Source organism: Rhizobium sp. K102 (assembly GCF_022385315.1).
Lineage (GTDB): Bacteria > Pseudomonadota > Alphaproteobacteria > Rhizobiales > Rhizobiaceae > Rhizobium > Rhizobium croatiense.
In genome coordinates this window covers 1,762,121-1,786,601 of record NZ_CP092436.1, presented here as the reverse complement: position 1 = coordinate 1,786,601, position 24,481 = coordinate 1,762,121, and the positions used below count along the sequence as shown (strand labels likewise).

The window sequence follows — 24,481 nt, the reverse complement described above, 5'->3', positions numbered from 1 at the left end:
CCGTGTTGAAACAGAAGGAGGAAAATATGCTCTTGAAGCTTATTGCCGGCGCGGCAACCGCCGTGTCCCTGATGTCGGGCGTCGCATTCGCCCAGTCCTCGACCGTCAACGGCGCGGCGGGCGGCGCGGTCACAGGAGCGATAGTCGGTGGTCCCGCAGGCGCTGCTATCGGCGGCGTTGCCGGTGCAGTTGTCGGCACGGCGATCGATCCGCCGCCGCAAAAGGTCGTCACCTATGTCCGCGAAGCTCCGGCACCGTCGACGCGCGTGGTCGTGAAGGAAAAAATTGTCGTCGGCCAGCCGTTGCCGGAAACGGTCGTTGTGACGCCGATCCCGGACGACCCGACATATGCTTACGCAGTGGTCAATGACGAGCGCGTCATAGTCGAACCGTCGTCTCGCAAGGTGATCCAGGTTATCAAGTGACCTGATCGTACACGCGGCTCTGCCGCGTCTTGCCTCCGAAAATCATCTTTCAGAACCAGCCGCACGATGGACGGCAGCGTCGTCGTGCGGCCGAAAAAAGCAGAGAGATCGTTATGAAGACCAAGACATTTACCGTGCTGATGACGGCACTCTCGATCGGCGTTTCGCCGGTTGGCCTCATCTCCGCCTCGGCGCAGGATGCGCCGATCATTCCGAAGAAGGGTGCCGCTCAAAGTGGCCAGTCCGGCGGCGCTGCGACTGAGCAGCCGGATGCGGGCGCCGCCGCGCCGGGCGGCACGGGCACAGCGACTGACCCGGGTACAGCGACTGACCCGGGTACAGCGACTGACCCGGGTACAGCGACTGACCCGGGCACAGCGACTGACCAGGGTGCGCAGCAGCCTTCCAGCTCCGGCGGAAGCTCGTCGGGTGCATCCTCGGGAGCCACCACCGATGGATCCTCTAGCCAGGCGACCGAGCCCGGCGCCAAGACGCAGTCGGATGCGAAGACACAGAGCGGAGGCTCCGGCGAAACCGGCTCTGGTGGAACTTCGGACAGCTCGAAGACGACCGATCCTGGTCAACCTTCGACGGAAAGCCAGCAGCCTGCCGGCAGCAAGGATGCCGGCACATCGACGGGCTCCGGCGAAACCCAGAAGTCGGGCGAGGCGAAGCCTTCCGGCGGTTCGACCGAGATCCAGTCGAACAGCAACACCTCGGTCGACAGCAGCAAGACCCAGACGAACACCACCACCAACGTGAACATCTCGGTCGAGCAGCAGACGGAAATCCGCAGCGTCGTGAAGGAGGTTCACGTCGAGCCGGTTCAGGAGACGGATTTTACGGTCTCGGTTGGTACCACCATCCCGAAGAAGATCAGGCTCGAACCGCTGCCGCCGCGGATCGTCGAGATCGTGCCGCAGTACAAGGCCTATCGCTTCTTCATCCTGGCGGACGGCCGGATCGTCATCGTCGATCCCTCGTCGTTCACCATCGTCTACATCATCTCGGCGTAGAGCGCCGCGGCGCCCGGCGGCAGTCTGTGTCGCCGGGTCCAAGGAGAAGGACCATGATCTATTCCGAAGAAAAATCCGCTGGCCTGGCCGTGCCGCTGATCGCCATCCTGCTCGCAATCGCCGGCATTCTCGCCGCGCTTGTCGCCACCGGCGGCCACAGCAGTGCCGCGCCGCGCGTTTGGGTTCCCCAGGCGCAACAGCAGGGGGCGGGCCAATGAACGCCATTGCATCCGTCGCCTTCGGCATCGTCAGTTCGGTTGGCGCCTGTATGGCCGCGGTATCGGTTGCCTCGCACGTCGTGGCGGATTCCGAACCGCACGCTTTCCCGGAATTGGCCACGGGCGATCTATGGACGGCGAGCCCGGTGAAAATCGATCCTCGCCAACAGCATTATGAACGAATTGCCCCGCTCTATTCCAGCTATGTCACCGAAGCGCCGACGACCGTGGCGTCAAGGACAACGACGCAGCCCGCTCGCCCGGCGAGCAAGCTGCAGACGCCGCAGCCAGAATTGTCCCTCCAGCATCTCGCCTGGTGCGCGCAGCGCTACCGCTCCTTCGATCCGGCGACCAATAGCTACCGATCCTATAGCGGCGAGACCCGCGAATGCTCTTCGCCGTTTCAGCGGAATATCGCCGAAAGCGATGAAGGCGGCGGTACGAAAGTGAATGCGCAGGCAGTTGCCCGATGCGCCGCTCGCTATCGATCATACCGGCCGGAAGACAATAGCTATCAACCCTGGGACGGACCGCGGCGAAGCTGCGACGTGTCGGATCTGGTCGCGACCAGCAACTAACCATGGCCGGGGCGAGGCGTACGAAATCGCGGCGAGCGGGCAGGCCAGACTAAAGTCCGTGTTGTAATCGTACCGGTTGTGATATCCGGTTGTATTTGAGGGCGGAGAGTGGGGATGGCGACGACGCTGATAGCAGAAATCCACCAGGCGCAGACAAGGCTTCCGTTCCTGAGCAGGGCGGAGCGGGGAGCCCTCATCATGCGCATCCTTCGTGAGCTGAAGACGCTGCGTCAGGAGGTTCTCGGAAACGTGCCGGCCGATCGCTGTGTCTGGATCGACAGGCTTATTGCATCGGTCTCCTCGACGATATCGGAAATCGTCACCATGCAGGACGCCGAGTTCAATCGGGTTCTGAACGAGTTCGAAAAGCTCATGGCGACGCTGCATAACATTTCCCGCCCGGAAAAGCCGTCGAGGACGGTTCACTAGCTTCGCCCTGGCAATGACGGGGACTGTGACCCTTTCAATATGACCTGTACGGCGGCCACTGCGCTGGAAACCGAACCCGGTGCGCAAGCGTTCTCCTCGCATGACCGAAACAAAATCTCCCGACGCGGCGCCCTCCGGCGAAGACGATCGAAAGCCCGGCGCGGATGTATCCTTTCCCTACGACAGGATGACTGTCGAGCAATTCCGAAGACGCTTCCCCCGCGCCCGCTGGAGCGATGATCGCAAGGCCTGGTTCGTTCCCGGCAGCACGGCATCCCGCCGCATCGGACGATGGCTTGCCGAGCTGGAGGCAGAGGCCGACGCGCATGCGGATGCGAAGGGGCGCGATGCCTTCGCCTTCGATCCGATCGACAGTCCATATCTTGAACTCGGCAAGGCAGGCTTTCGAATCCGCACGCCCTATTCGAAGACCGTCGTCGACGAATTGCGCGAAGTGCCGTTCTCGCGGTGGGACGGCGACCTTCGTCTATGGCACGTCCCCTTCCGATCCTATGAGGAGTTGAGACGCCGATGGCCTCATATCGAAGCGGCGGCTCGCAGAAACGAGCCGGAGGAGAGACGGCGGCGCGCCGAGGAGCGCAAGGGGAGCGAACAGGATCTGCGCAGCCGGCTTCGCTCGGCCGAACGAAAGCGCCATCGTTACCCGCTTCCCGCCGGCGACTTGCCGCCGATTGGACGTCCGGTGGCCACCTCCTATGGGATCGTCGTGTTTACTGAAATCACCGGCGAACTGGTTGATGCCCACCCCGTTGCGGACTTCTATCCTGGCGTCAACGAGGATGATCTCTGGGGATATTGGCGGGCGCCGACATTCGAAGAGCTTGTCCGTACGTGGCCGGCAAAAACACCGCGCCTTCAAGGTGCCAGATGGTGGCTGCCGACGATCGAAGAGCTGAGGCCCGCCCGCCGCGCGGCAAGATCACGCGACGCCAGGAAGCGCGCGAAGGCGCCGTAGGGCCGGAGTTGCCGCAGAGGCAGTCCCGGGCGTGCGCAGTCCGCGTGGGAACAAATTCCCACGTCGGCCATTTGTCGTCCATGAAAACAACCCTGCCGATGTCGCTGCTCGCGCTGGCCATCTCCGTTGGCGGCGCCGCCGCGCGGGATCTCCGACCCGAAGCGATCAATGCCGCCTCGATCACCGACATCGAGATGGCAAAGCCGTCGCCCGCAGATCCGGATCCGGCGATCGTCCGTCTTCAGGTCCTGCTCGACCGGGCGGTTCATCTCCCGGCGTGATCGACGGCCTGTCCGGGGAGAACGTTAATAAGGCCGTGGCCGGCTTCGAGGCCATGAACAAGCTTCCTATCGACGGCAGGCCGGATCCCGAGGTCGTTTCCCGCCTGGAAGACAATGCCGCCATCGTCCGAAGCTATGTCGTCTCGCCGGAGGACGCCACGGGTCTCGTCGAGACGATCCCTGAAGATTACGGCGACAAAGCAAAGATGCAGAGCCTCGGCTATACCAGCGTTGCGGAAAAGTTGTCCGAACGCTTCCATATGGGTCTCGATCTGTTGAACGCGCTCAACCCGGCTTCGCAGTTTGCACCTGGAGACACGGTGTGGGTCGTCGACCCCGGCCCCGTAAGGGAAGGCAAGGTCAAGAGGATCGAGGCCGACAAGAAGATAGGCCAGGTGCTGGCCTATGCCGAGGACGGATCTTTGCTGGCCGTCTATCCCGCGACGATCGGCAGCAAAGACAATCCGTCGCCCTCAGGAAAGCACAAGGTCAAGGGCGTCGCGAGGATGCCGGTCTACCGATATGACCCGAAGCGCAACTTCAAGCAGGGAAAGAACGACAAGGTCCTGACGATCCCGAAGGGGCCGAACGGGCCGGTCGGCAGCGTCTGGATCGACCTGACCGAGCCGACCTATGGAATCCATGGGACGCCGGAGCCCAAGCTCATCGACAAGGTCAGCTCGCATGGTTGCGTGCGGCTGACGAACTGGGACGCCGAAGAGCTGGCCGGCATGGTCAAGCCGGGCGTCCTAGTCGATTTCGTCAATCGCAGCCCGGCCGCCCCGAAGTGAGGCGCGCCGGCCTGCAATCCACCGGGCTCCGCCGTGTCAGCGATTACGATGCCTTGGCTTCGAAAGCCGGGGCAAAATCACCCAGCGATTTCGCCTTGAGGATCATGCCGCCGATATCCTGCTCCACGATCGCTTCCAGATCGGCGAAGCTGTCGATGACGTAATAGATCGGCTGCAGGATATCGATGCGGTAGGGCGTCCTGAGAACGCTCAACAAATCGAACGGCCGGAATTCGCAGGCCGTGCCTTCGGTTGCCGCCTTCGCCTCACTCGGCGATGAGACGATGCCGGCGCCGAAGCAGCGGCGGCCTTGCGGCGTATTGATCAGGCCGAATTCGACCGTGAACCAGAAAATCCGGAACAGGTGCCATGAATAGCCCTTGCCGAGGCGCATGGCCGTTTCGCCGAAATGCCGGACGAAATTGGCATAACTCTGATTGGTCAGCAGCGGGCAGTGGCCGAAGACCTCATGAAACAGGTCCGGTTCTTCGATATAGTCGATATGTTCGCGACGGCGCAGGAAGGTTGCCAGCGGGAATTTGCCTTGCGACAGAAGTTCGTAAAAGCGCGAGGGCGGGATGAGCGCCGGCACGCCTTCGACGCCGAAGCCCGTGGTTTCGTTGAGGCGTCTGTTCACATCGAGAAGCTGAGGCACTTTCTCCGGCTTCAAGCCCAGCAGTTTGACGCCATCCAGATATTCCTGGCAGGCCGTGTCGGCCAATATCTTCATTTGACGCCGGTAGAGTTCGCCCCAGATCGCATCTTCCTCGGGGCTGTAGTCGTAGAGGCCGTCCGGGCCGGGCAGTTTGGCGGTGTAGCTGCTTTCTTTGGTCATCGGCCGATCCTCCCGAGAATGGCGCTATTTCTGCGATTATGCTCCGTGCCGGGCGGATTTTCTTTTCTTTCGTGCCGCGTATCGCCATAGTGATGAAAAATATTCTCGATCAAGAGAGTGAAAATGAAAGAAACCGGGAACTTTCGCCGCAAGCTTCTGAAACTCATCCAGGCCGATGGCAGCCTGTCGCTGGCGGACCTGGCGGAGAAGGCCGGCATGTCGCAGAGCTCCGCCTGGCGGAAGATCCAGGAACTGGAAGCCGATGGCGTTATCCGCAAGCGCGTGACGCTGCTCGATCCCGGCAAACTCGACCTCAAACTCTGCGTCATCGCCCATGTGACGCTGGAGGATCACCACGAAGAGGCGGTCGCGTCCTTCGCTTCGGTGGTGCTGGAACGGCCGGAGATCATGGAGTGCTACGCCTTGTCGGGCGCCTTCGACTATATGTTGAAGATCCGGGCAAGCGACGTGGAAAGCTACGAAGCCTTCATGACCCGTTACCTCATGCGCAACCCGCATGTACGCACCGTCGTGTCGAGCTTCGTGCTGCGCGAGCTGAAATTCTCGACCGAACTGCCGCTCTGACGCTTGTCGCCAAATAAGTCTCCGATTGGTGATGAGTGGGGATCATCGCGCGCTGTCGCCGTGCCAGCTGCCCGGCATGCGCACCGGAAAGCCCTCGAATGTCTTCAGCGTGTCGAGCACGATCGAGGTTTTCACGTGCTGCACCGACTCGTGCGGCAACAGAACATCGTTGACGAATTTGGAGAGGTCGGCGAGCCCGCGGGTCGCGACCTTCAGGTGGTAGTCCATTTCACCGGTCAGCGCATAGGCTTCGAGAACCTCCGGCAGCCCGTTGATCAGCTGGGAAAACCGCCGGGCATTATCCCTGTTGTGGGTGGCAAGCGTCACCGAAATGACCACCAGCATGTCCAGCCCCAGCTTCTCCCGATCGAGATAGGCGCGGTAGCTGCGGATATAGCCCTCGGACTCCAGCCGCGTGCGCCGGCGCGAGCATTGCGACGGTGAAAGGGCGATGCGATCGCCGAGCTCGTTGTTCGTCAGCCTGCCATCCTTTTGCAGTTCCTGGAGCAGGCGCAGATCCAATTTGTCCAGCTGTTCATCCATTGCGCAAAATCTCCAAAATGCTCACGAACCGTGCATAATATCTTCTGAACGCAGAAAGAATGCAAGAACTTTGCGCGCGTTTTGGGCCACACTTTGCACAGTCAAACTCCAATCTTCAGGAGGAGAAAATGGGTCCTTTCCCGCATGATGCACCGCCGTCGGAAATCACCGCCGACAACCCGGCCGGCACCGACGGCTTCGAATTCGTCGAGTTCGCGCATCCCGAACCGGAGAAGCTCAGCGAGCTCTTCACACGCATGGGCTATGTTCCGGTTGCCAGGCACAAGACGAAAGACATCACCGTCTGGCGCCAGGGTGATATCAACTACGTCGTCAATGCCGAACCCGGCAGTCATGCCGCCCGCTTCGTAGAAAAGCACGGTCCCTGCGCCGCATCGATGGCCTGGCGTGTCGTCGACGCCAAACACGCCTTCGACCATGCGGTGAACAAAGGCGCCGTTCCCTATGAAGGCGATGACAAGATGTTGGACGTCCCGGCGATTGAAGGTATTGGCGGCTCGCTGCTTTATTTCGTCGAAACCTATGGCGCCGAGGGATCGGCCTACGATGCCGAATTCGATTGGCTGGGCGAACGCAACCCACGCCCTGAAGGGATCGGCTTCTACTATCTCGATCACCTCACCCACAACGTCTTCCGCGGCAACATGGACAAGTGGTGGGATTTCTACCGCGAGCTGTTCAATTTCAAGCAGATCCACTTCTTCGATATTGACGGCCGCATCACCGGTCTGGTCAGCCGCGCCATCACCTCGCCCTGCGGCAAGATCCGCATTCCGCTGAACGAATCCAAGGACGATACCAGCCAGATCGAGGAATATCTGAAGAAGTACCGGGGCGAGGGCATCCAGCACATCGCCGTCGGCACCGAGGATATTTATGGAGCCACCGACCGGCTGGCCGACAACGGGTTGCGCTTCATGCCGGGCCCGCCGGAGACCTATTACGACATGTCCTATGAGCGTGTGCACGGCCACAGCGAACCGATCGAGCGCATGAAGAAGCACGGCATCCTCATCGACGGCGAAGGCGTGGTGAATGGCGGCATGACGAAAATCCTGCTTCAGATCTTCTCGAAAACCGTCATCGGCCCGATCTTCTTCGAATTCATCCAGCGCAAGGGTGACGAGGGTTTCGGCGAAGGCAATTTCCGCGCTCTTTTCGAGTCGATCGAGGCCGATCAGATCAAGCGTGGTGCCATCGGGACCGCGGCGGAGTAAACTCTACGGGCGCCCGTGCGTCTGGAAGGCGTGCGGCGCCGGAGTTTCAGGCCTTGAGTTTTCGAGGGAGGAGTTGAGCAATGGACCAGACATCGATCCAGGCTTCCGGCGGTGAAGCTGCGGCGGCAGACAAGGTGAAATATATGCCGGGCTTCGGCAACGACTTCGAAACCGAGTCGCTTCCCGGCGCCTTGCCGCAGGGCCAGAACAGCCCGCAGAAATGCAATTACGGTCTTTATGCCGAGCAGCTTTCCGGCTCGCCGTTCACCGCGCCGCGCGGGACGAACGAAAGGTCCTGGCTTTATCGCATTCGCCCGAGCGTGCGCCACACGCGCCGCTTCTCGAACGCCTCCTATCCGCTCTGGAAGACCGCGCCCTGCCTCGACGAGCATTCGCGGCCTCTCGGACAGCTTCGCTGGGACCCTATCCCTGCGCCCGAGGAAAGGCTGAATTTTCTCGAAGGTGTGCGCACGATCACGACGGCCGGCGACGCCACGACCCAGGTGGGCATGTCGGCCCACGCCTATGTCTTCAATGAGGACATGGTCGATGACTATTTCTTCAACGCCGATGGCGAACTGCTGATCGTGCCGCAGCTCGGCGCCATCCGGGTGTTCACCGAAATGGGCATCATGGATGTCGAGCCCGCCGAAATATGCCTCATCCCCCGCGGCATGATGTTCAAGATCCTCACATCAGGCGAGCAGACCACCTGGCGTGGTTATATATGCGAGAACTACGGCGCCAAATTCACGCTGCCGGAGCGTGGCCCGATCGGCGCCAACTGCCTGGCAAACCCGCGCGATTTCAAGACGCCTGTCGCCGCCTACGAGGACAAGGAAAAGCCCTGCCGCGTTCATGTGAAGTGGTGCGGCAAATTCTATGTCACCGAGATCGGCCATTCGCCGCTCGATGTGGTGGCCTGGCACGGCAATTATGCCCCGTTCAAATACGATCTCAGGACATTTTCTCCGGTCGGCGCCATCCTCTTCGATCATCCCGATCCGTCGATCTTTTCGGTGCTGACCGCGCCGACCGAGGATGCCGGCACCGCCAATGTCGATTTCGTGATCTTTCCGCCGCGCTGGCTGGTGGCCGAGCATACCTTCCGCCCACCCTGGTATCACCGCAACATCATGAGCGAATTCATGGGGCTGATCCACGGCCAGTATGACGCCAAGGAAGAGGGTTTCGTGCCGGGCGGCATGAGCCTGCACAACATGATGCTGCCGCACGGGCCGGATGCGCTCGCCTTCGAAAAGGCAGCCAATGTCGAGCTCAAGCCGGTGAAGCTCGATCACACCATGGCCTTCATGTTCGAGACCCGATACCCGCAGCAACTGACGAAATACGCCGCCGAGCTGGAAACGCTGCAGGACGATTATCTCGAGTGCTGGGACGGTCTGGAACGCAAGTTCGACGGAACCCCCGGTATCAAGTGATAACATCGGAATTGGAACATGAAACTTGCGACCTTGAAGGACTCCACCAGGGACGGCCGCCTCGTCGTCGTTTCGCGCGATCTGACCCGCTGCTCGGAAGTCGGCCACATCGCCCGCACGCTTCAGGCGGCCCTCGACGACTGGGAGCATGTCGCGCCGCGCCTTCAGCTGATTGCCGAAGGCATCGAGACCGGCGCCCAGCCGACGCTCCGTTTTCACGAGCATGACGCTGCGTCACCTCTACCGCGGGCTTACCAATGGGCCGACGGTTCCGCCTACGTCAACCATGTCGAACTGGTGCGCAAGGCGCGCGGCGCCGAAATGCCGGCAAGCTTCTGGACCGATCCGCTGATCTATCAAGGCGGCTCGGACGGTTTCCTTGCACCGCGCGATCCGATCGTGATGGCCGACGCCGCTTATGGGATCGACATGGAAGGCGAGGTCGCCGTCATTACCGGCGACGTCGCCATGGGATCGGACCCGCAGGCGGCGCGCAACGCCATCCGCCTGGTGATGCTCGTCAACGACGTGTCGCTGCGCGGCCTGATCCCCGAAGAGCTCGCCAAGGGGTTCGGTTTCTTCCAGTCCAAGCCGGCCTCGGCCTTTTCGCCGGTCGCGGTGACGCCGGACGAGCTTGGCGACGCCTGGGATGGCGGCAGACTGCATCTGCCGCTGCTCGTCAGCCTGAACGGCAAGCCTTTCGGCAAGGCCAATGCCGGCATCGACATGACCTTCGATTTCGGCCAGCTGATCGCCCATGCCGCCAAAACCCGTCATCTCCGCGCCGGGACGATCATCGGCTCGGGAACGGTTTCCAACAAGCTGGATGGCGGCCCGGGCAGGCCGGTCGAAGACGGCGGCGACGGCTATTCCTGCATCGCCGAAATCCGGATGATCGAGACGATCGAAAGCGGCTGGCCGAACACCCCCTTCATGCAGTTCGGCGACCAGGTCCGCATCGAGATGAAAGACCGTGCCGGCCATTCGATCTTCGGGGCGATCGAGCAGACCGTCGAACGCTATGGAGGGGCGGGACCGCAATGAGTGAGATCGTTCTTTACGACTACTGGAGATCGTCGGCGAGCTACCGCGTCCGCATCGCCCTCAACCTGCTTGGGATCGACTACAGGACGGTGCCGGTCAACCTCTTGGAGGGCGCGCACAGGAAGCCGGATTATCTCGCGCTCAACCCGCAGGGGCTGGTGCCGACCCTGGTGATCGATGGAAGGCCCCTGACGCAGTCGCTGGCGATCATCGAATATCTGGCCGAGCTGCGGCCGGAATGCGGATTGCTGCCGTCGGACAGCGCCGATCGCCAGCAGGTGCGCGCGCTTGCCTATGCAGTCGCCATGGACATCCATCCGATCTGCAACATGCACGTCGTGTCGCATGTCATGACCCTGACCGAGAAGGCGGATGCCCGCGAGGAATGGATGAAGCATTTCATCGCCGACGGACTTGGCAAACTGGAAGATATGATCGGCGCAGCCGGCGCAACCTTCAGCTTCGGCGATACGCCGACAATGGCGGACCTCTGCCTTGTCCCGCAAGTCTATAACGCCCGCCGCTGGGGCATCGATCTCACGCATCTCAAGCGCATCGTCGCGATCGACGCCCGGTGTGCCGAACTGCCGGCCTTCCAGGCGGCGCATCCCGACCGCGTAAAGCCGTGACGTCACCGCCCGGGTACAATGCATCAGGCTGAGGCCCGGCGGCTGGCCGGCGAGCCTACGCGTCCCGCCACGAAGGGAATATCGCAGCCTGGCCCAAACGTTTGCCGCTTTCGTCGATAAGCTGCCAGACAGTCACCTTCTCGATCCAGAAACGGCGCCCCGATTTCGCGATCCTGACGCCGCGGCCATTCTCGACAAAACCGTCGCGGGTCACGCTATCGAGCAGCCGCTGGCGTTCCGCCCGATCCGGCTGCTCGGCCGAAAGCCGCGACGGCAGCGCGATGAATTCATCCCAGCTATATTCGAAACAGGTCTGCGCCATGCGGTTCGCGTAGATGAAGCGCGGGTCGGGTTCGGTATTGTGGGCGAGCACGACGAAAGGAGCAGAATTGTAAAGCCAGCCCGGCCCTTGTCCGTCCTGGACAAGAGGACGGCCAACGATGCGCATGTAGCTGCCGGTGAGGAGGGAGAAGAAATCGAGATCGCTCGTCAGGTCGAGGGCGTGATTGTCATAGATAGAAGTCACGAAGTGCCTCGTTGGTCAAATGCTTCGGTGCAGGCGACATAACCGATATTTATTGCATAGGTCTATGATGCCTTGCGAACTGCGATCTTTCCCGGCGAGGCCCAGCATTTACCTTGTCCCAACACTTCTGATTGTGACGCTTGCCAGAGGATCGCCCGTTGTGCATTGATCTTAAGCTGCTGGGGTCGCTATCAACATTCTCTGCGAAGCTATTGTTCTTCAGACCGTAATCGGCGTCGGCTGGGGGCGGACGGCCGGGATTCACCGGGGTAGGTGATTTCGTCATCCGGCTATACCCTGCGCAAGCTAAGCTGCGAATGACGACAGGAGAGGTACAGGTGCTCGAAAGCTGGGGAAGAATGCGGAAATCCGTCTCGTTGATAGCGATGCTGCTGGCCTTCGTCGCCATGGCCGGAGAGGGGCATGCGGCAATTTCCTACCAACGTCTGGACGGTGCGCCGGGAGAGCGTGGTCTGGTGATAAAGGGCGTGTTCGAATTCTCCGACGATCCGATGACGCTTGTCGATGAATATACGCAGTACCATCCGGACTATATCAGCTTTGACTCGCCCGGCGGAAACGTGGTCGCTGCGATCCGGTTCGGCCGGGCTCTCCGCGCACTGAATGCAAAAACGCTCCAGATCAGAGCCCTGGAATGTGCATCGGCTTGCGCCTTCGCCTTCGTCGGTGGCGTTGAAAGGTTTGCCGAGCCAGGCTCCATCGGCGTGCATCGGGTTTCCCTATCCGACGATGTTCCCATGGACAACAAATTGGCAGTCTCGACCGTTCAAGTGATGACCGGGGAGGTCATCGGCTATCTCACGGATATGGGGGTAAGCCCCAGTCTGCTGCAGCTCAGCCTGTCGATCGACAGCACCGATATCAGGTATCTCACTGCAGCGGAAATGCGGAACTGGAACATCAACACGCCCGAGGACATGCCCGCGCCGCAGGAAAGCGCGTCGCCGCCTCAGGACGCCGCGCCTGAGGTGAGCGCAACACCCGCCGTCATGCCACCGGACTCAAGCGATTTCTGAGGAGGCGGCCGCATCCGAACCCGGCGACCTGACCACGGAAGCGGTTGATTTCGTCAACCGATACAATGACGAATGGTCGAAAGACAGCGCCTCGGCGCTTGATTTCATGAACAGCATCTATGCCGACGAGGTCTCCTTCTTCGGAACCTCGGTCGACAAAGACGTCGTGCTAAAGGACAAGGCGACCTTCGCCCAACGCTGGCCGCAGCGCATCTACAGCGTCAAGCCCGGTTCCGTGACTGCGAGCTGTGCCGGAAAATGCGAAATGTCGGGAGTTGTCGAGTGGTTTGCCGGAAACAGGGATACGGGTAAGACTTCCTCCGGCATGGCGGAATTCTCCTTCGTGTGGAACACGGCCTCTCTTCAGATCGAGTCCGAGACCGGAAAGGTGCTCGCCACGGACAAGGGAGCCAAGGCGCCGGACCGGTTGATCCATCAGTGGACAGGACTGGACGACTTCTGCCGCACGAGTGTCGATCGCGAGGGCACCGAGACGCTACGGGCATGCAAACGGCGCGACGAACTCGGTCCGCTGCTCAATCGCGTCGACTGGTGCTACGGCCATGAAGGCGAAGCCGGAATAAACTGGGAGTGGCACAAATGCGATGCCAATTCCCGCCGATATACGAGCAAGTAGCGCGCAGGCCCAAAGACGAGCGACCGGTGGTTGCTCGGAGGAAGAAATGTTGGGAAACTCACATTCCTGAGTGAGGCCGAGCATGTCAGAAGACAAGCATCCTGAGGAAAACGCGGTCTTGTTGGCATCCGACGAGCCCGAGAAGCCGGCGGAGCGTTATCAACTCGGCCTCTGCCTTTCGGGCGGCGGCTATCGGGCCATGCTTTTCCATGCGGGATCGCTGGCAAGGCTGAACGAGGCCGGTCTTCTGGCGAAGCTCGATATGATCTCTTCGGTATCGGGCGGATCGATCACCTCCGGACTGCTGGCCCATGTGTGGCCGCGGCTGGTCTTTCAGAACGGGGTCGCTGTCAATTTCAAAGCCGAGTATTTGGATCGTATCCTGGCCTTCAGCCAGGTCTTTGCGGATGGACCGAGCTTCCTGAAGGGCGTGTTCAACCCCTTCTCGAGTGCGGCGGAGGAAGCCGCCAAACTCTACGAGCGACACCTGTTCGACGGAAAGTCGCCAAGCCTGAAAGACCTGCCGGGATCGCCCTGGTTCGTCTTCTGCGCCAGCAATCTCAGCACCGGTTCGCTCTTCCGCATGTCCAATCGCTATATCGCGGATTACCGGATCGGCCTATCGTTTCATCCGGCGCTTCCGCTTGCGACCGCAGTTGCCGCCTCGGCCGCATTCCCGCCCGTGCTGTCACCGCTGCGATTGGACCTGTCGCAGTTTTCATGGAAGAGAGAAAAGCTCGACGAGACGGTCGGCGAACCTGTCGCTCCGGGCAGGGCAATATTGAGCGATGGCGGCGTTTACGACAATCACGGCATCGAGCCGGCGCTGAAACGTTGCGACTGCCTGCTCGTCAGCGATGCCGGCGCGCCCTGGCGGTCTTCCACCCGCGGATATTGGAACTACCTCAGCCAGCTCAAGCGCGTGCTCGACACGGCCGACAATCAGGTGAGGGCGCTGAGGCGGCGGGACCTGATCGGCGGCTTCAAGGCCGCAAAACGGGCAGACATGCTTGGCCTCGACGACCTAACAAGATCGGCCCTGCGCGCGAGAACGCACGGCGTCTATTGGTCGATCGACAGCAAGGGCGACCAGCTCGAGCCCTATGCCTCTTACACACTGCCGCCATCTTCGGTCGTTCCCTCCGAGGTCGGCACCTACCTTCATTTCCTCGGCGCGAGAGAGACGGAGCGCCTTGTGAATTGGGGGCACTATGTCTGTGACGCGATGCTCACTCGGTTTTACCCATCGCCGCTGGCTCCAGGGTATGGGCCGCCACTGGCGGCCGGGAGCGTGAAGCCATCTTGGGCAGCGAGGGCAAGCAAGCGCCTCTTCGGTTTCCTGCCCTCGTGACTTCCGGGCCGGAACCAACGGATGAGGCTCCTACCTAGTGCACGAAAAAGCCGAGCGTGGCAGCCCGGCTTTTCCATCTTCAAGTCAACTCGGCTATTAGAGTTCAAACGCGCTGGTTTGCGAATGAACGCTGCGTAGCTCGCTCAGCTGCACCCGCTCGTCGCCCCGCACGTATCGCACTTCTCGCAGGTCCCGTTCCGCACCATCGTGAAGTTCTGGCACTCCGAGCACATGTTGCCGGTATAGCCCTGCATGATCGAGCGCTGGCGGCGTTCGGCCTCCACCTTCTTGGCTTCGGTCTTGGCCGTAGCCGCGTCGGCTGCAGCCTTGTCGGAGAAGAGGGCGGTGGCGTCGCTGGCGATTTCCTCCATCACCTCTTCGGCGATCTCTTCGGCCAATTCCTTGGCGCGCTCCTCGTAATCGCGCTTGAAGGCGACGATTTCGGAGGTGGAGATGGCGACCGTCGGTTCCAGCTTGCGGGCAGCACTTCCTGCAAAGGCGGTGACCGTGCCGGTCGACGCGGCGCGGGCAGGCGCTGATGTGGCAGCACCCTTGGGTTCGCCCGCCTGGCGTTCGCCGCCGGTGCCGGACACCAGCGTCGGCTTGTAGCCGCGGGTCCAGCCGGTCGACAGCAGGTTGGTCTTGCCTTCCTGGATGCCCTTGCCGAGTGCGGTGTTGGAGAAGTCCGACGTATCGACATGGGCGAGGTCGTGGCGGCCGAGATAGGAGACGGCAAGCTCGCGGAAGACATAGTCGAGGATCGAGGTGGCGTTCTTGATCGCGTCGTTGCCGATGACCATGCCGGCCGGCTCGAACTTGGTGAATGTGAAGGCCTCGACATATTCCTCGAGCGGGACGCCATATTGCAGGCCGAGCGAGATGGCGATGGCGAAATTGTTCATCATCGCGCGGAAGGCAGCGCCTTCCTTGTGCATGTCGATGAAGATCTCGCCAAGACGGCCGTCGCCGAATTCACCGGTGCGGAGATAGACCTTGTGTCCGCCGACGGCGGCCTTCTGGGTATAGCCCTGGCGGCGGTTCGGCAGCTTCTCGCGTTCGCGCGAAACGCGTTCGATCACCCGCTCGATGATCTTCTCGGTGATGGTGACGGCCTGGGCGGCGACGGGGGCCTGCAGCAGTTCCTCCAGCGCGTCCTCGTCGTCCTCGTCTTCGATCAGCGAGGCATTGAGCGGCTGCGACAGCTTCGAGCCGTCGCGATAGAGCGCGTTGGCCTTGAGGCCGAGCTTCCAGGACAGAAGGTAGGCGTTCTTGCAATCCTCGACGGTGGCGTCGTTCGGCATGTTGATCGTCTTGGAAATCGCACCGGAGATGAAGGGCTGGGCGGCCGCCATCATGCGGATATGGCTTTCCACCGAGAGGTAGCGCTTGCCGATCTTGCCGCAGGGATTGGCGCAATCGAAGACCGGCAGGTGCTCGGCCTTCAGGAAGGGGGCGCCTTCCAGCGTCATCGCGCCGCAGACATGGATGTTGGCGGCTTCGATGTCCTTCTTCGAGAAGCCCATATGGTCGAGCAGGCTGAAGCTCATGTCGGCGAGCTGCTCGTCGGAAACCTTCAGCGTCTCCTTCAGGAAGTCGGCGCCGAGCGTCCACTGGTTGAAGACGAACTTGATGTCGAAGGCGCTCTTCAGCGCCGCGTTGACGGCTTCCACCTTCTCGTCGGTAAAGCCCTTGGCCTTCAGCGTCGACGGGTTGATCGCCGGCGCCTGGTTCAGGTTGCCGTGGCCGACGGCATAGGCCTCGATCTCGGCAATCTGGCTCTCGGAATAACCGAGCGTGCGCAGCGCGTCCGGCACGGCGCGGTTGATGATCTTGAAATAGCCGCCGCCGGCGAGCTTCTTGAACTTGACGAGCGCGAAGTCGGGCTCGATGCCGGTCGTGTCGCAATCCATGACGAGGCCGATCGTGCCGGTCGGCGCGATCACCGAGACCTGGGCATTGCGGTAGCCATGCTGTTCGCCGAGCTCGAGCGCCTTGTCCCAGGCCGATTTGGCATGGGCGGCAAGATCCTGATCCGGGTTTTCCGAATGGATCAGCGCGACCGGGTCGATCGACAGCGCCTCATAGCCGGAGGTTTCGCCGTAAGCGGCGCGGCGATGGTTGCGGATGACCCGCAGCATGCTCTCGCGGTTCGGCGCGAAGTTCGGGAACGGCCCGAGCTCGGCCGCCATTTCGGCCGAGGTCGCATAGCAGATGCCGGTCATGATCGCGGTCAGCGAGCCGGCAATGGCGCGGGCTTCGGCCGAGTCATAGGGAATACCCGACGACATCAGCAGGCCGCCGATATTGGCGTAGCCGAGGCCGAGCGTGCGGTATTCGTAGGAGAGCTCGGCAATGCGCTTCGACGGGAACTGCGCCATCATCACCGAAACCTCGAGCACGACGGTCCACAGGCGAACGGCGTGTTCGTAATCGGCGATATTGATGCGCTTGGTGGCCTTGTCCTTGAACTGCAGGAGGTTCAGCGAGGCAAGATTGCAGGCGGTGTCGTCGAGGAACATGTATTCCGAGCACGGGTTCGAGCCGCGGATCGGGCCGCCGGCCGGCGAGGTGTGCCAGTCGTTCATCGTCGTGTTGAAATGGATGCCCGGATCGGCCGACGCCCAGGCGGCGTAGGAAATCGTTTCCCAGAGATCGCGCGCCTTCAGCGTCTTCATCACCCGGCCGTCCTTGCGGGCAGTCAGGTTCCATTCGCCGTCATTTTCGACGGCGCGCAGGAAGTCGTCCTTGATCGAGACCGAGTTGTTGGAGTTCTGGCCGGAGACCGTGAGGTAGGCTTCCGAATCCCAATCCGTGTCGTAGGTCTTGAATTGAAGATCCTTATAGCCCTGGCGGGCGAACTGGATGACGCGCTGGACGTAATTCTCAGGAACCTGGTCCTTCTTGGCAGCGCGGATCTCGCGCTTCAGGGCAGGGTTCTTGGCCGGATCGAAGCAATCGCCGTTGTCGCCGCCTTCGCAGTTGAAGCAGGCCTTCATGATCGCCTTCAGATGTTTGGCGACGATCTTCGAGCCGGTAACGAGAGCCGCGACCTTCTGCTCTTCCTTGACCTTCCAGTTGATGTATTCCTCGATATCGGGATGGTCGATATCGACGACCACCATCTTAGCGGCACGGCGCGTCGTGCCGCCCGACTTGATGGCGCCGGCGGCGCGGTCGCCGATCTTCAGGAAGCTCATCAGGCCGGAGGAGCGGCCGCCGCCGGAAAGCTTTTCGCCTTCGCCGCGCAGCATCGAGAAGTTGGAGCCGGTGCCGGAACCGTATTTGAACAGGCGCGCCTCACGCACCCAGAGGTCCATGATGCCGCCTTCGTTGACGAGATCGTCCTCGACCGACTGGATGAAGCAGGCATGCGGCTGCGGATGTTCGTAGGCCGACTTGGACTTGGTCAGTTTGCCGGTGAAGGGGTCGACGTAGAAATGGCCCTGGCCGGGGCCGTCGATGCCGTAGGCCCAGTGCAGGCCGGTGTTGAACCATTGTGGCGAGTTCGGCGCGACGCGCTGGGTGGCGAGCATATAGGCAAGCTCGTCCTTGAAGGCCGCCGCATCTTCTTCCGAAGAGAAATAGCCACCCTTCCAGCCCCAATAGGTCCATGTGCCGGCGAGACGGTCGAAGACCTGGCGCGCATCGATTTCGGAGCCGGTCTGCTCTTCCTTCGGCAGGGTCTTCAGCGCGGCATCGTCGGGAACGGAACGCCACAGGAAGGAAGGAACGTCGTTTTCCTCGACCTTCTTCAGCCGCGTGGGAACGCCGGCCTTGCGGAAATACTTCTGCGCCAGAACGTCGGTCGCGACCTGGGAGAACTGGGCGGGAACGTCGATATTCTCGAGGCGGAACACGATCGAACCGTCCGGGTTCTTGATCTCGCTCGTCGCCTTGCGGAATTCGATATCCGCATAGGCGCCTTGGCCGGCCTTCGTGAAACGACGTTCGATGCGCATAGTCTTGACCTCGCGTTGGCGCCTGTCCCCAGGGCGCAAAATTCCTATCCGGCGGCACATGTCGTCGTGCAGCCAGTCTCGTTTCCGTATCGTGACAGGGATGTCATCCGGAGATGCCCTTCCTGTATATTGTGGTGATGGTGGCTGCAAACACTAAATATAGTATTAACAGCTTATTATCGCCAGTCCCGATGTCACTTTTTTTGGGGGCTGAAAATCGCGCGGAAATCCTGTCGGGCCTGAACCGTTTTTCGGTGCAGCACCTGATTCCGAGTCCTATTTTCAAAAGGGAACCGGGCTCGTTACCTCCGGTCCTGTCGCCGCCGCAACATCAGGGACAGTAAAGTTTGAAACAGCTGATTCCGTCAAGGGCTGGGTTTTAATTGATTGCTAACCACAACATCTTGTGGATGCGCCTGTGGAGATTGGGGAAAGCCGGGGAACGCTGAAATTACAATGGCTTGCGGTCGCTGCCGGCTAAAGAAAATGCCGGAACCACAAAAAAGCGTCCTGCGGCAAATCTTGTGATGGCATTTCCGGCGCAAATGCGCATGGCGATTCGCCGGAAATATCGGGCTGTCGAACTGCGCCGGCGCACCCCGATGGGTGGCGGTCAGCGCGCGCCCTTGGCGATCGGCTCTTGATAGGTGAAGCCCATATCCCAGGGGAAATAGATCCAGGTATCCTGGCTGACCTCGGTGATGAAGGTGTCGACGGTGGGCACGCCCTTCGGCTTGGCATAGACGCAGGCGAAATGCGCCTTCGGCAGCATGGTGCGCACCTGTGCGGCGGTCTTGCCGGTATCGGTGAGATCGTCGACGACCAGCACGCCTTCGCCGCCGTTTTCCGCAAGCTCGGCCGCAATTCCCTTGAGCAGCACCATGTCACCCTGGTTGGCATAGTCATGATAGGAGGCGACGCAGACGGTTTCGATCAGGCGGATGTTCAATTCGCGCGAGATGATCGCGGCCGGAACAAGGCCGCCGCGGGTGATGCAGACGATCGCCTTGAACGTCTGTTCGAGGCCGGCAAGCCGCCAGGCAAGGGCGCGCGCATCGCGGTGGAACTGATCCCAGGAAACGGGAAAGGCTTTATCGGGAAGGGACATCGGGCTGCTCCGCGGCATGATAGAGATGACACGCCGTTTGCCGGCGACCGGACGGGCTTGCGGCGGCGATCGGCAAAACAAGAAATCGCGCGAGCCGGAACTGCGCGAGATCGGCCGAGGCTCGAAGCCCTGATCGGTCGCCGCAATTAGCGGGATTTGCCGGCAAAACGCAAGAGCGGCCAACTATTCCGGCAAGAGGATCAACGCGACAGAAGTGTCAGCGCCGTCATCGATTGCAGCAAGGTCCTCGTCGTGCCGCCGAAGATCATCTGCCAGAGCCAGGAATGGGTATAGGCGCCCATCACGAGGAGATCGATGCTGTCGTCGGAAAGCCGGTTCTCGATGACATGCGAGGTGTTCTTATCAACACTACGGGCCGTCGAAAGCGTCGTCCTTACGCCGTGGCGGGCAAGTGTCGCGGCGATCTCGGCGCCTGGGATCATCGATGAATGCGGCGCCATCTCGGCCGGATCAACCGAAAAGATCTCCACGGCCTCGGCCGCCTTCAGGAACGGCAGCGCGTCGAAGGTTGCGCGCGCCGCCTCCTTCGAGCCGTTCCAGGCGATCAGCACACGTTTGATCGGCTTCGGCTGGCGGATGATATAGGGGATCATCAGCACCGGCCGGCCGGTTTCGAAGAGGAAACTGTCGAGATCGACATGGCTGTCGGATGGGTTGGCCGGATCGGCTTGTGACGCAATCAAAAGATCGGCGCTGTGCGCGCTGTCGATCAGCGGTGCGGAGCCGTAGCCGGTCGATGTGGCAAAGCTGCGCCATTCGGAGGAGGTGCCGGCGGCCTGCGCCTTGGCGCGGAATATGGCCTCGACGGCGGTCGTTTCGCCATGCGCCATGTCCTGCAGCGCCTGCACGGCGACCGGATCAGGAATTTCCATCGGCGCCACCAGCGGCACGGCGGAGATGTTTTCGGCGTGCAGTCCGATCACATGAGCGCCGTTTTCGGCGGCAATGGCAAAGGCGAAATCGGCAACGGCGGCGCTATTGTCTCTCGTATCGAGAATGGCGAGAATGGTTTTGTAAGACATATCAATTCTCCTTGCGCTGAAATTGCTGGCGCGAGGGAAGGAATGCACCGGTCCTCTCTGCTGTTCCTTGACCGATATCAAGGATGGCCAGTTCCCGTGCTGTCCTCACGCCTCGGCGGAATGGTTCTCAGTGACCTCCTTTTTCCGGCGGATGGCGTCGATCATCGCATGCACCTCGGCGCCGGCCGCATCGATCGCCGCCTGCGCGCGGCCGCGCACGACGATCTCGGTCGAGAATTTCTGGCCAATATATCTGGGGTAGGAACCGATGCTGGTGTCCGGATGGGCTTTCTGGATGGCGGCAAGCGGCGTGCCGATATCGCCTTCGCCGTAAGGGCAGGCGATGGCGAGCGACAGCACCGGCGTGCCGGTTCGAAGCGTCGGCAACACATTGTCGACCATCGCCTGAAAAACCTGCGGCACGCCGGCCATGACATAGACATTGCCGATGATGAAGCCCGGCGCGGTCGAGACCGGATTGGCGATATGGGCCGCCCCGCGCGGCATGCGCGCCATGCGCTGGCGCGCCTCGGTGAATTCCATCTCGCGGCGCCGATACATCTCGGCCAGCAGCGTCATCGCCGCCTCGTCATGCTCGCAGGGCAGGCCGAACGCCTTGGCGATCGCATCGGCGGTGATGTCGTCATGCGTCGGCCCGATGCCGCCCGAGGTGAAGACATAGTCATATCGAGCGCGAAGCGCGTTCAGCGCCTCGACGATCGCCTCTTCGTCGTCGGCGACGATGCGCACCTCCTTGAGATCGATGCCGGAAAGGGTAAGGAGCTCGGCGAGGTGGCCGATATTCCTGTCCTTGGTGCGGCCGGAAAGCAGTTCGTCGCCGATGGCGAGCATAGCGGCGGTGACGACGGTGTCATGGCTCATGGGGTGTTCCGTGATGTGAGGCTGGTCAATAGGTAGCGCCGTTCGGCCGCTTTGCAAACACTCGAGCATGATGCGGAAAGGTGTGAGCGGCACGGTCGCCTCGCAGATGTGCAATTTCTGGGGCTTGGCGGTCGCCTTCGCGAAGGACGGGTACTTGGGAAGCTTGCCTTGTTCGTGCGATAAGAAGCCTGATATAGGCGATTGCGCGTGGCATCCATTGAGTCGCGCGCATGCATGGATTGAAAAGCAGGCCGCTTGCCGAAATTGGTAGACGGAAGGCACTTAAAATGCCTCGGGCTACGCCCGTGCGGGTTCGATTCCCGCAGCGGCCACCAATGCCGATTGCATAGGTTGAGGGCGAGCGCTCTCCCAATCGTCAACCGCGCCGCTTGCAATGAGGAGCGTGTCGATTGCGACGTAATTCATAGCGTTTCTCGGGTTGCAGCCAGTTGGTTTACAAGCTATCGCGATTTTCAAGATGACAAAGCTGTTGGACCGACGTGCAGACCTCCCGTAATTTTGAGTATTTCGCTATGTTCAGGCAGATGTCCGCCGTCCAGAGATCCGTTGCCGGTCAAACGGTTCGTGCGTTCGCATCCATGCTGCCGGCGAAGTGGGGCGCTGCATCAGGTGGGAGGAGCGCCAGGCCATGACCGTCCTCGCCGCCTGGCTTGTCGTTGCAGCGATTTTGCTGTTCGGCCTGATCTTTCATCGCGCCCTTGCGCTTCAGTTGAACCGCGGCCTCAATCCACCTGTTCGTGACGGCACGGACTTGCTCTTAAGCGGCATCTTGCCTGGAATTGCGCTCGTCGGTGGTTTGGCAACCGTTCTTGGGGCGATACATCTGCTGCGCGTGGAGGTCGTGCTGCCAATCGCCGCCCTTTTCGTGATCTGGCGCCGGAATGACCTGCTGGGTATTCTCGCCGATTTGCGCGCTTTGCTTGTGGCAGGCGTGCGGGCGACCGGCAAGGGCGATCCGTTTCCTCTCCTGGCGGCCCTCGCATTTATCGGTTTGGCCTGCGTCATATCAGTTACCGCTCTTTTCCCAGCGGCATCAGCCGACGTTTGGGCCTTTCAAATTCCGCTCGCACAAAGCATCGTTTCCCACGGCGGGTTTGTGACGCCGCAGATGGACAGTAATTTCTACGGAAACATACCGCTTTTCTTCAATGTGCTTTTCGCGTGCATATTGCTGTTCATCGATCATTGGCTGGCGGCGGGTCTGCTCAACGCGGCGATTTTCCTCGGATTCCTGCTGTTGCTTGTAAGCTGCGCGCACCGCTGGCGGGCGGCCGGATCATTGCTGGTCTGCTTCCTGATCGCCTTCCAGCCCTTTTTTACCCCGGGGGCTGCGGTTCCTCTCACGGACCTTCCAAGATCGTGTTTTTCGGTTGCCGCCGTCCTTTATCTTTGGCGGTACCTCGAAACCTCACGGCCTTCGGAGCTTGTCTCCTGTGCTCTCGTCCCGGGCGGGGCCGTCGGCGGCAAATACACGGAACTTCAAATGGTTGGGTTGATCGGCCTGGCGCTGTTGCCTTCGATCTGCCGCGGAAAGCTGCCATTACCGCTTTTCCTGACATGCGTTGTCGCCTTTTTGTCCCTAGCCGGCTATTGGTACGCCAAAAATCTCATCGTGCTCGGCAACCCCATCTACCCTTTCATGTTCGGACATCCCGGGCTTTCGGATCAATGGATGGCGGACTATACGCTTGAGCTCGGACGCGCTTTCGATCCGGCAAACCGGGTTTTTGTCACCGATCTGACAACCCGCCAGGGCTGGCACGACTTTTTCTTATCATGCATGATTGGTTTCTGGATCGCAGGCTCTATGCGATCGTCGCACTCATCCTCATCATCGGCGGCTTCATCGCGTCGCCGAGACGGATATTCATGCTTGTTGCAACGACTACCGCGATGTTCATCATCTGGTATGTCGTCATGTTCAACCATATCCGATGGGCGACGCCGGCTTATTTGCTTTATTTTTCGACTGCTTATATCGGCGCGAGCCTGATCGCGGAGAAAATTGCCGTGAGCAAAACCGCTCAGCCGGGCGGGTTTGTGTTCGATAAGTCCGCACCTCTGCTGGCAGGATATAGGGCCGTCAGCGGCTATTTGTTTGCGTTTGGAGTGGCCGCCGTCACTCTCGTGGTTTTCTGCCTTCCTGCCGTTAAATTCGTTTACCGCCCCAGCGGCCAGCCCTATTCCTGGATGGAGCAGGGGGTGATGGATGTCCTGGTCGGCCGGCAGGGGCTTGATGATTTTCTCGGCGCCCAGCGCGAAGGCTATGTCATCTACCGCTATGTCGCGGCGAATGATTTGAGGACCGTTTTCCAGCCATTCGATACGGGTAGCACTCTGTACGCGGCCGCCTACACCGGAGGACGGGATAAGGGATGGTTGTTGCCGCCCTATATATTTCCTGAATCCGAAGGAGATGTGGATGCCTTTATCACGCGCAACAACATTCGTTATTTCATCCAGGTAACCGAAAAAAGGAATTATTGGCTGACCGCATTGGCGCGGCCAAGTTCGTGTTGGCGGAGGAAACCATTTCCCGAATGCTGCCGAAGTCGACTTTGTTGCTGAAGGACGGATTTGGATGGGAATTGTATCGGTTCGACGGGTTCTCCGCGCAATAATGGCGGCCACGCCAGCTGCAATCGATCTACCCGCATCCACATCAGCTCGTTAGCCGTTCCATCCACGGCGCAGATGCGCCTCGCTCGTGTGCATCGCCTTCATAATTCCGTTGAACATGCATGTATATTGTGCATAAAGGCGAGTTATCGCTTGACAAGTGCATTTTCGGTGCAAGCATTGCGCCGCGACAGTTGAGTAAGTGTTGTCTTGTGGGAGTAAGGCGATGGTTTACGATTGGAGTGGGACTAAGGTTCGGCGCATCCGG

The 24,481-nt window shown here is 60.8% G+C and carries 21 protein-coding genes, 1 tRNA gene and 2 pseudogenes; 17 read left to right on the top strand and 7 right to left on the bottom strand.

Features of this window, described 5'->3' with window-relative positions:
- Positions 1-26 precede the first annotated feature (26 nt).
- The 7 genes and pseudogenes from MHI61_RS14755 to MHI61_RS14725 all read left to right on the top strand — a co-directional run bounded on the left by MHI61_RS14755 (position 27) and on the right by MHI61_RS14725 (position 4,714).
- Entirely contained in the window at positions 27-425 is a 399-nt protein-coding gene (locus tag MHI61_RS14755; protein WP_239792547.1) for a DUF1236 domain-containing protein, read from the top strand.
- Positions 426-538: 113 nt separating this feature from the next.
- Positions 539-1,441: a DUF1236 domain-containing protein gene (locus MHI61_RS14750; protein WP_239792546.1), complete on the top strand. Its 903-nt coding sequence runs from the start codon at positions 539-541 to the stop codon at positions 1,439-1,441.
- A 53-nt stretch (positions 1,442-1,494) separates the two neighbouring features.
- Positions 1,495-1,659, top strand: a complete 165-nt coding sequence (locus MHI61_RS14745) for a hypothetical protein (RefSeq protein ID WP_239792545.1) — start codon at positions 1,495-1,497, stop codon at positions 1,657-1,659.
- Complete coding sequence (locus tag MHI61_RS14740) at positions 1,656-2,237, top strand: BA14K family protein (protein WP_239792544.1); 582 nt, start codon at positions 1,656-1,658, stop codon at positions 2,235-2,237. The genes MHI61_RS14745 and MHI61_RS14740 overlap by 4 nt, the downstream gene beginning before the upstream one ends.
- A 114-nt stretch (positions 2,238-2,351) precedes the next feature.
- Positions 2,352-2,666 (top strand): hypothetical protein, encoded by a 315-nt coding sequence (locus MHI61_RS14735; RefSeq protein ID WP_097579025.1) that lies wholly within the window; start codon positions 2,352-2,354, stop codon positions 2,664-2,666.
- Between the two features lie 100 nt (positions 2,667-2,766).
- Positions 2,767-3,642 (top strand): hypothetical protein, encoded by an 876-nt coding sequence (locus MHI61_RS14730; RefSeq protein ID WP_239792543.1) that lies wholly within the window; start codon positions 2,767-2,769, stop codon positions 3,640-3,642.
- Between the two features lie 80 nt (positions 3,643-3,722).
- Positions 3,723-4,714 (top strand): annotated as a pseudogene (locus tag MHI61_RS14725) (L,D-transpeptidase).
- 43 nt (positions 4,715-4,757) lie between these two features.
- Here MHI61_RS14725 and MHI61_RS14720 read toward each other — a convergent pair.
- Positions 4,758-5,549 carry a phenylalanine 4-monooxygenase gene (locus tag MHI61_RS14720; RefSeq protein ID WP_239792542.1) on the bottom strand — a complete coding sequence of 264 codons (792 nt, stop codon included), beginning with the start codon at positions 5,547-5,549 and terminating at the stop codon, positions 4,758-4,760.
- Positions 5,550-5,672: 123 nt separating this feature from the next.
- Between MHI61_RS14720 and MHI61_RS14715 the strand changes: the two genes are divergently transcribed.
- On the top strand, positions 5,673-6,134 hold the full coding sequence (locus tag MHI61_RS14715) for an Lrp/AsnC family transcriptional regulator (protein ID WP_010030248.1): 462 nt from the start codon (positions 5,673-5,675) through the stop codon (positions 6,132-6,134).
- Between the two features lie 42 nt (positions 6,135-6,176).
- Here the strand turns inward: MHI61_RS14715 and MHI61_RS14710 are convergent, their stop codons facing one another.
- Entirely contained in the window at positions 6,177-6,677 is a 501-nt protein-coding gene (locus tag MHI61_RS14710; RefSeq protein WP_239792541.1) for an Lrp/AsnC family transcriptional regulator, read from the bottom strand.
- Positions 6,678-6,805: 128 nt separating this feature from the next.
- On the opposite strand from MHI61_RS14710, the gene hppD reads away from it, so the two are divergent.
- The 4 genes from hppD to maiA all read left to right on the top strand — a co-directional run bounded on the left by hppD (position 6,806) and on the right by maiA (position 11,030).
- Complete coding sequence (gene hppD / locus MHI61_RS14705; protein ID WP_239792540.1) at positions 6,806-7,915, top strand: 4-hydroxyphenylpyruvate dioxygenase; 1,110 nt, start codon at positions 6,806-6,808, stop codon at positions 7,913-7,915.
- An 80-nt stretch (positions 7,916-7,995) separates the two neighbouring features.
- Positions 7,996-9,357 carry a homogentisate 1,2-dioxygenase gene (hmgA, locus tag MHI61_RS14700; protein WP_239792539.1) on the top strand — a complete coding sequence of 454 codons (1,362 nt, stop codon included), beginning with the start codon at positions 7,996-7,998 and terminating at the stop codon, positions 9,355-9,357.
- A gap of 18 nt (positions 9,358-9,375) precedes the next feature.
- Complete coding sequence (locus MHI61_RS14695; protein ID WP_239792538.1) at positions 9,376-10,401, top strand: fumarylacetoacetate hydrolase family protein; 1,026 nt, start codon at positions 9,376-9,378, stop codon at positions 10,399-10,401.
- Positions 10,398-11,030, top strand: a complete 633-nt coding sequence (gene maiA, locus MHI61_RS14690; RefSeq protein ID WP_239792537.1) for a maleylacetoacetate isomerase — start codon at positions 10,398-10,400, stop codon at positions 11,028-11,030. The genes MHI61_RS14695 and maiA overlap by 4 nt, the downstream gene beginning before the upstream one ends.
- Positions 11,031-11,085: 55 nt before the next feature.
- Here maiA and MHI61_RS14685 read toward each other — a convergent pair whose 3' ends face one another.
- A complete protein-coding gene (locus MHI61_RS14685) occupies positions 11,086-11,556 on the bottom strand; it encodes an MEKHLA domain-containing protein (RefSeq protein WP_239792536.1) in 471 nt (156 codons plus the stop codon).
- Positions 11,557-11,894: 338 nt separating this feature from the next.
- On the opposite strand from MHI61_RS14685, the pseudogene MHI61_RS14680 reads away from it, so the two are divergent.
- A pseudogene (locus MHI61_RS14680) lies at positions 11,895-13,230 on the top strand (hypothetical protein).
- 82 nt (positions 13,231-13,312) lie between these two features.
- Positions 13,313-14,581: a patatin-like phospholipase family protein gene (locus MHI61_RS14675; RefSeq protein ID WP_239792535.1), complete on the top strand. Its 1,269-nt coding sequence runs from the start codon at positions 13,313-13,315 to the stop codon at positions 14,579-14,581.
- 143 nt (positions 14,582-14,724) lie between these two features.
- On the opposite strand, the gene MHI61_RS14670 is transcribed toward MHI61_RS14675, so the two are convergent.
- The 4 genes from MHI61_RS14670 to MHI61_RS14655 all read right to left on the bottom strand — a co-directional run bounded on the left by MHI61_RS14670 (position 14,725) and on the right by MHI61_RS14655 (position 21,573).
- Complete coding sequence (locus MHI61_RS14670) at positions 14,725-18,540, bottom strand: vitamin B12-dependent ribonucleotide reductase (protein WP_239792534.1); 3,816 nt, start codon at positions 18,538-18,540, stop codon at positions 14,725-14,727.
- Positions 18,541-19,153: 613 nt separating this feature from the next.
- Complete coding sequence (gpt, locus tag MHI61_RS14665) at positions 19,154-19,648, bottom strand: xanthine phosphoribosyltransferase (RefSeq protein ID WP_239792533.1); 495 nt, start codon at positions 19,646-19,648, stop codon at positions 19,154-19,156.
- A 200-nt stretch (positions 19,649-19,848) separates the two neighbouring features.
- On the bottom strand, positions 19,849-20,691 hold the full coding sequence (locus tag MHI61_RS14660; protein WP_239792532.1) for a universal stress protein: 843 nt from the start codon (positions 20,689-20,691) through the stop codon (positions 19,849-19,851).
- A 105-nt stretch (positions 20,692-20,796) separates the two neighbouring features.
- Positions 20,797-21,573: a competence/damage-inducible protein A gene (locus MHI61_RS14655; RefSeq protein ID WP_239792531.1), complete on the bottom strand. Its 777-nt coding sequence runs from the start codon at positions 21,571-21,573 to the stop codon at positions 20,797-20,799.
- Between the two features lie 249 nt (positions 21,574-21,822).
- On the opposite strand from MHI61_RS14655, the gene MHI61_RS14650 reads away from it, so the two are divergent.
- The 3 genes from MHI61_RS14650 (at position 21,823) to MHI61_RS14640 (ending at position 24,162) form a co-directional block, all read left to right on the top strand.
- Positions 21,823-21,908 (top strand) — tRNA-Leu (locus MHI61_RS14650).
- A 314-nt stretch (positions 21,909-22,222) separates the two neighbouring features.
- Positions 22,223-23,587 (top strand): hypothetical protein, encoded by a 1,365-nt coding sequence (locus MHI61_RS14645; RefSeq protein ID WP_239792530.1) that lies wholly within the window; start codon positions 22,223-22,225, stop codon positions 23,585-23,587.
- Complete coding sequence (locus MHI61_RS14640) at positions 23,512-24,162, top strand: hypothetical protein (protein ID WP_239792529.1); 651 nt, start codon at positions 23,512-23,514, stop codon at positions 24,160-24,162. Before MHI61_RS14645 ends, MHI61_RS14640 begins: the two co-directional genes overlap by 76 nt.
- Positions 24,163-24,481: the final 319 nt, after the last annotated feature.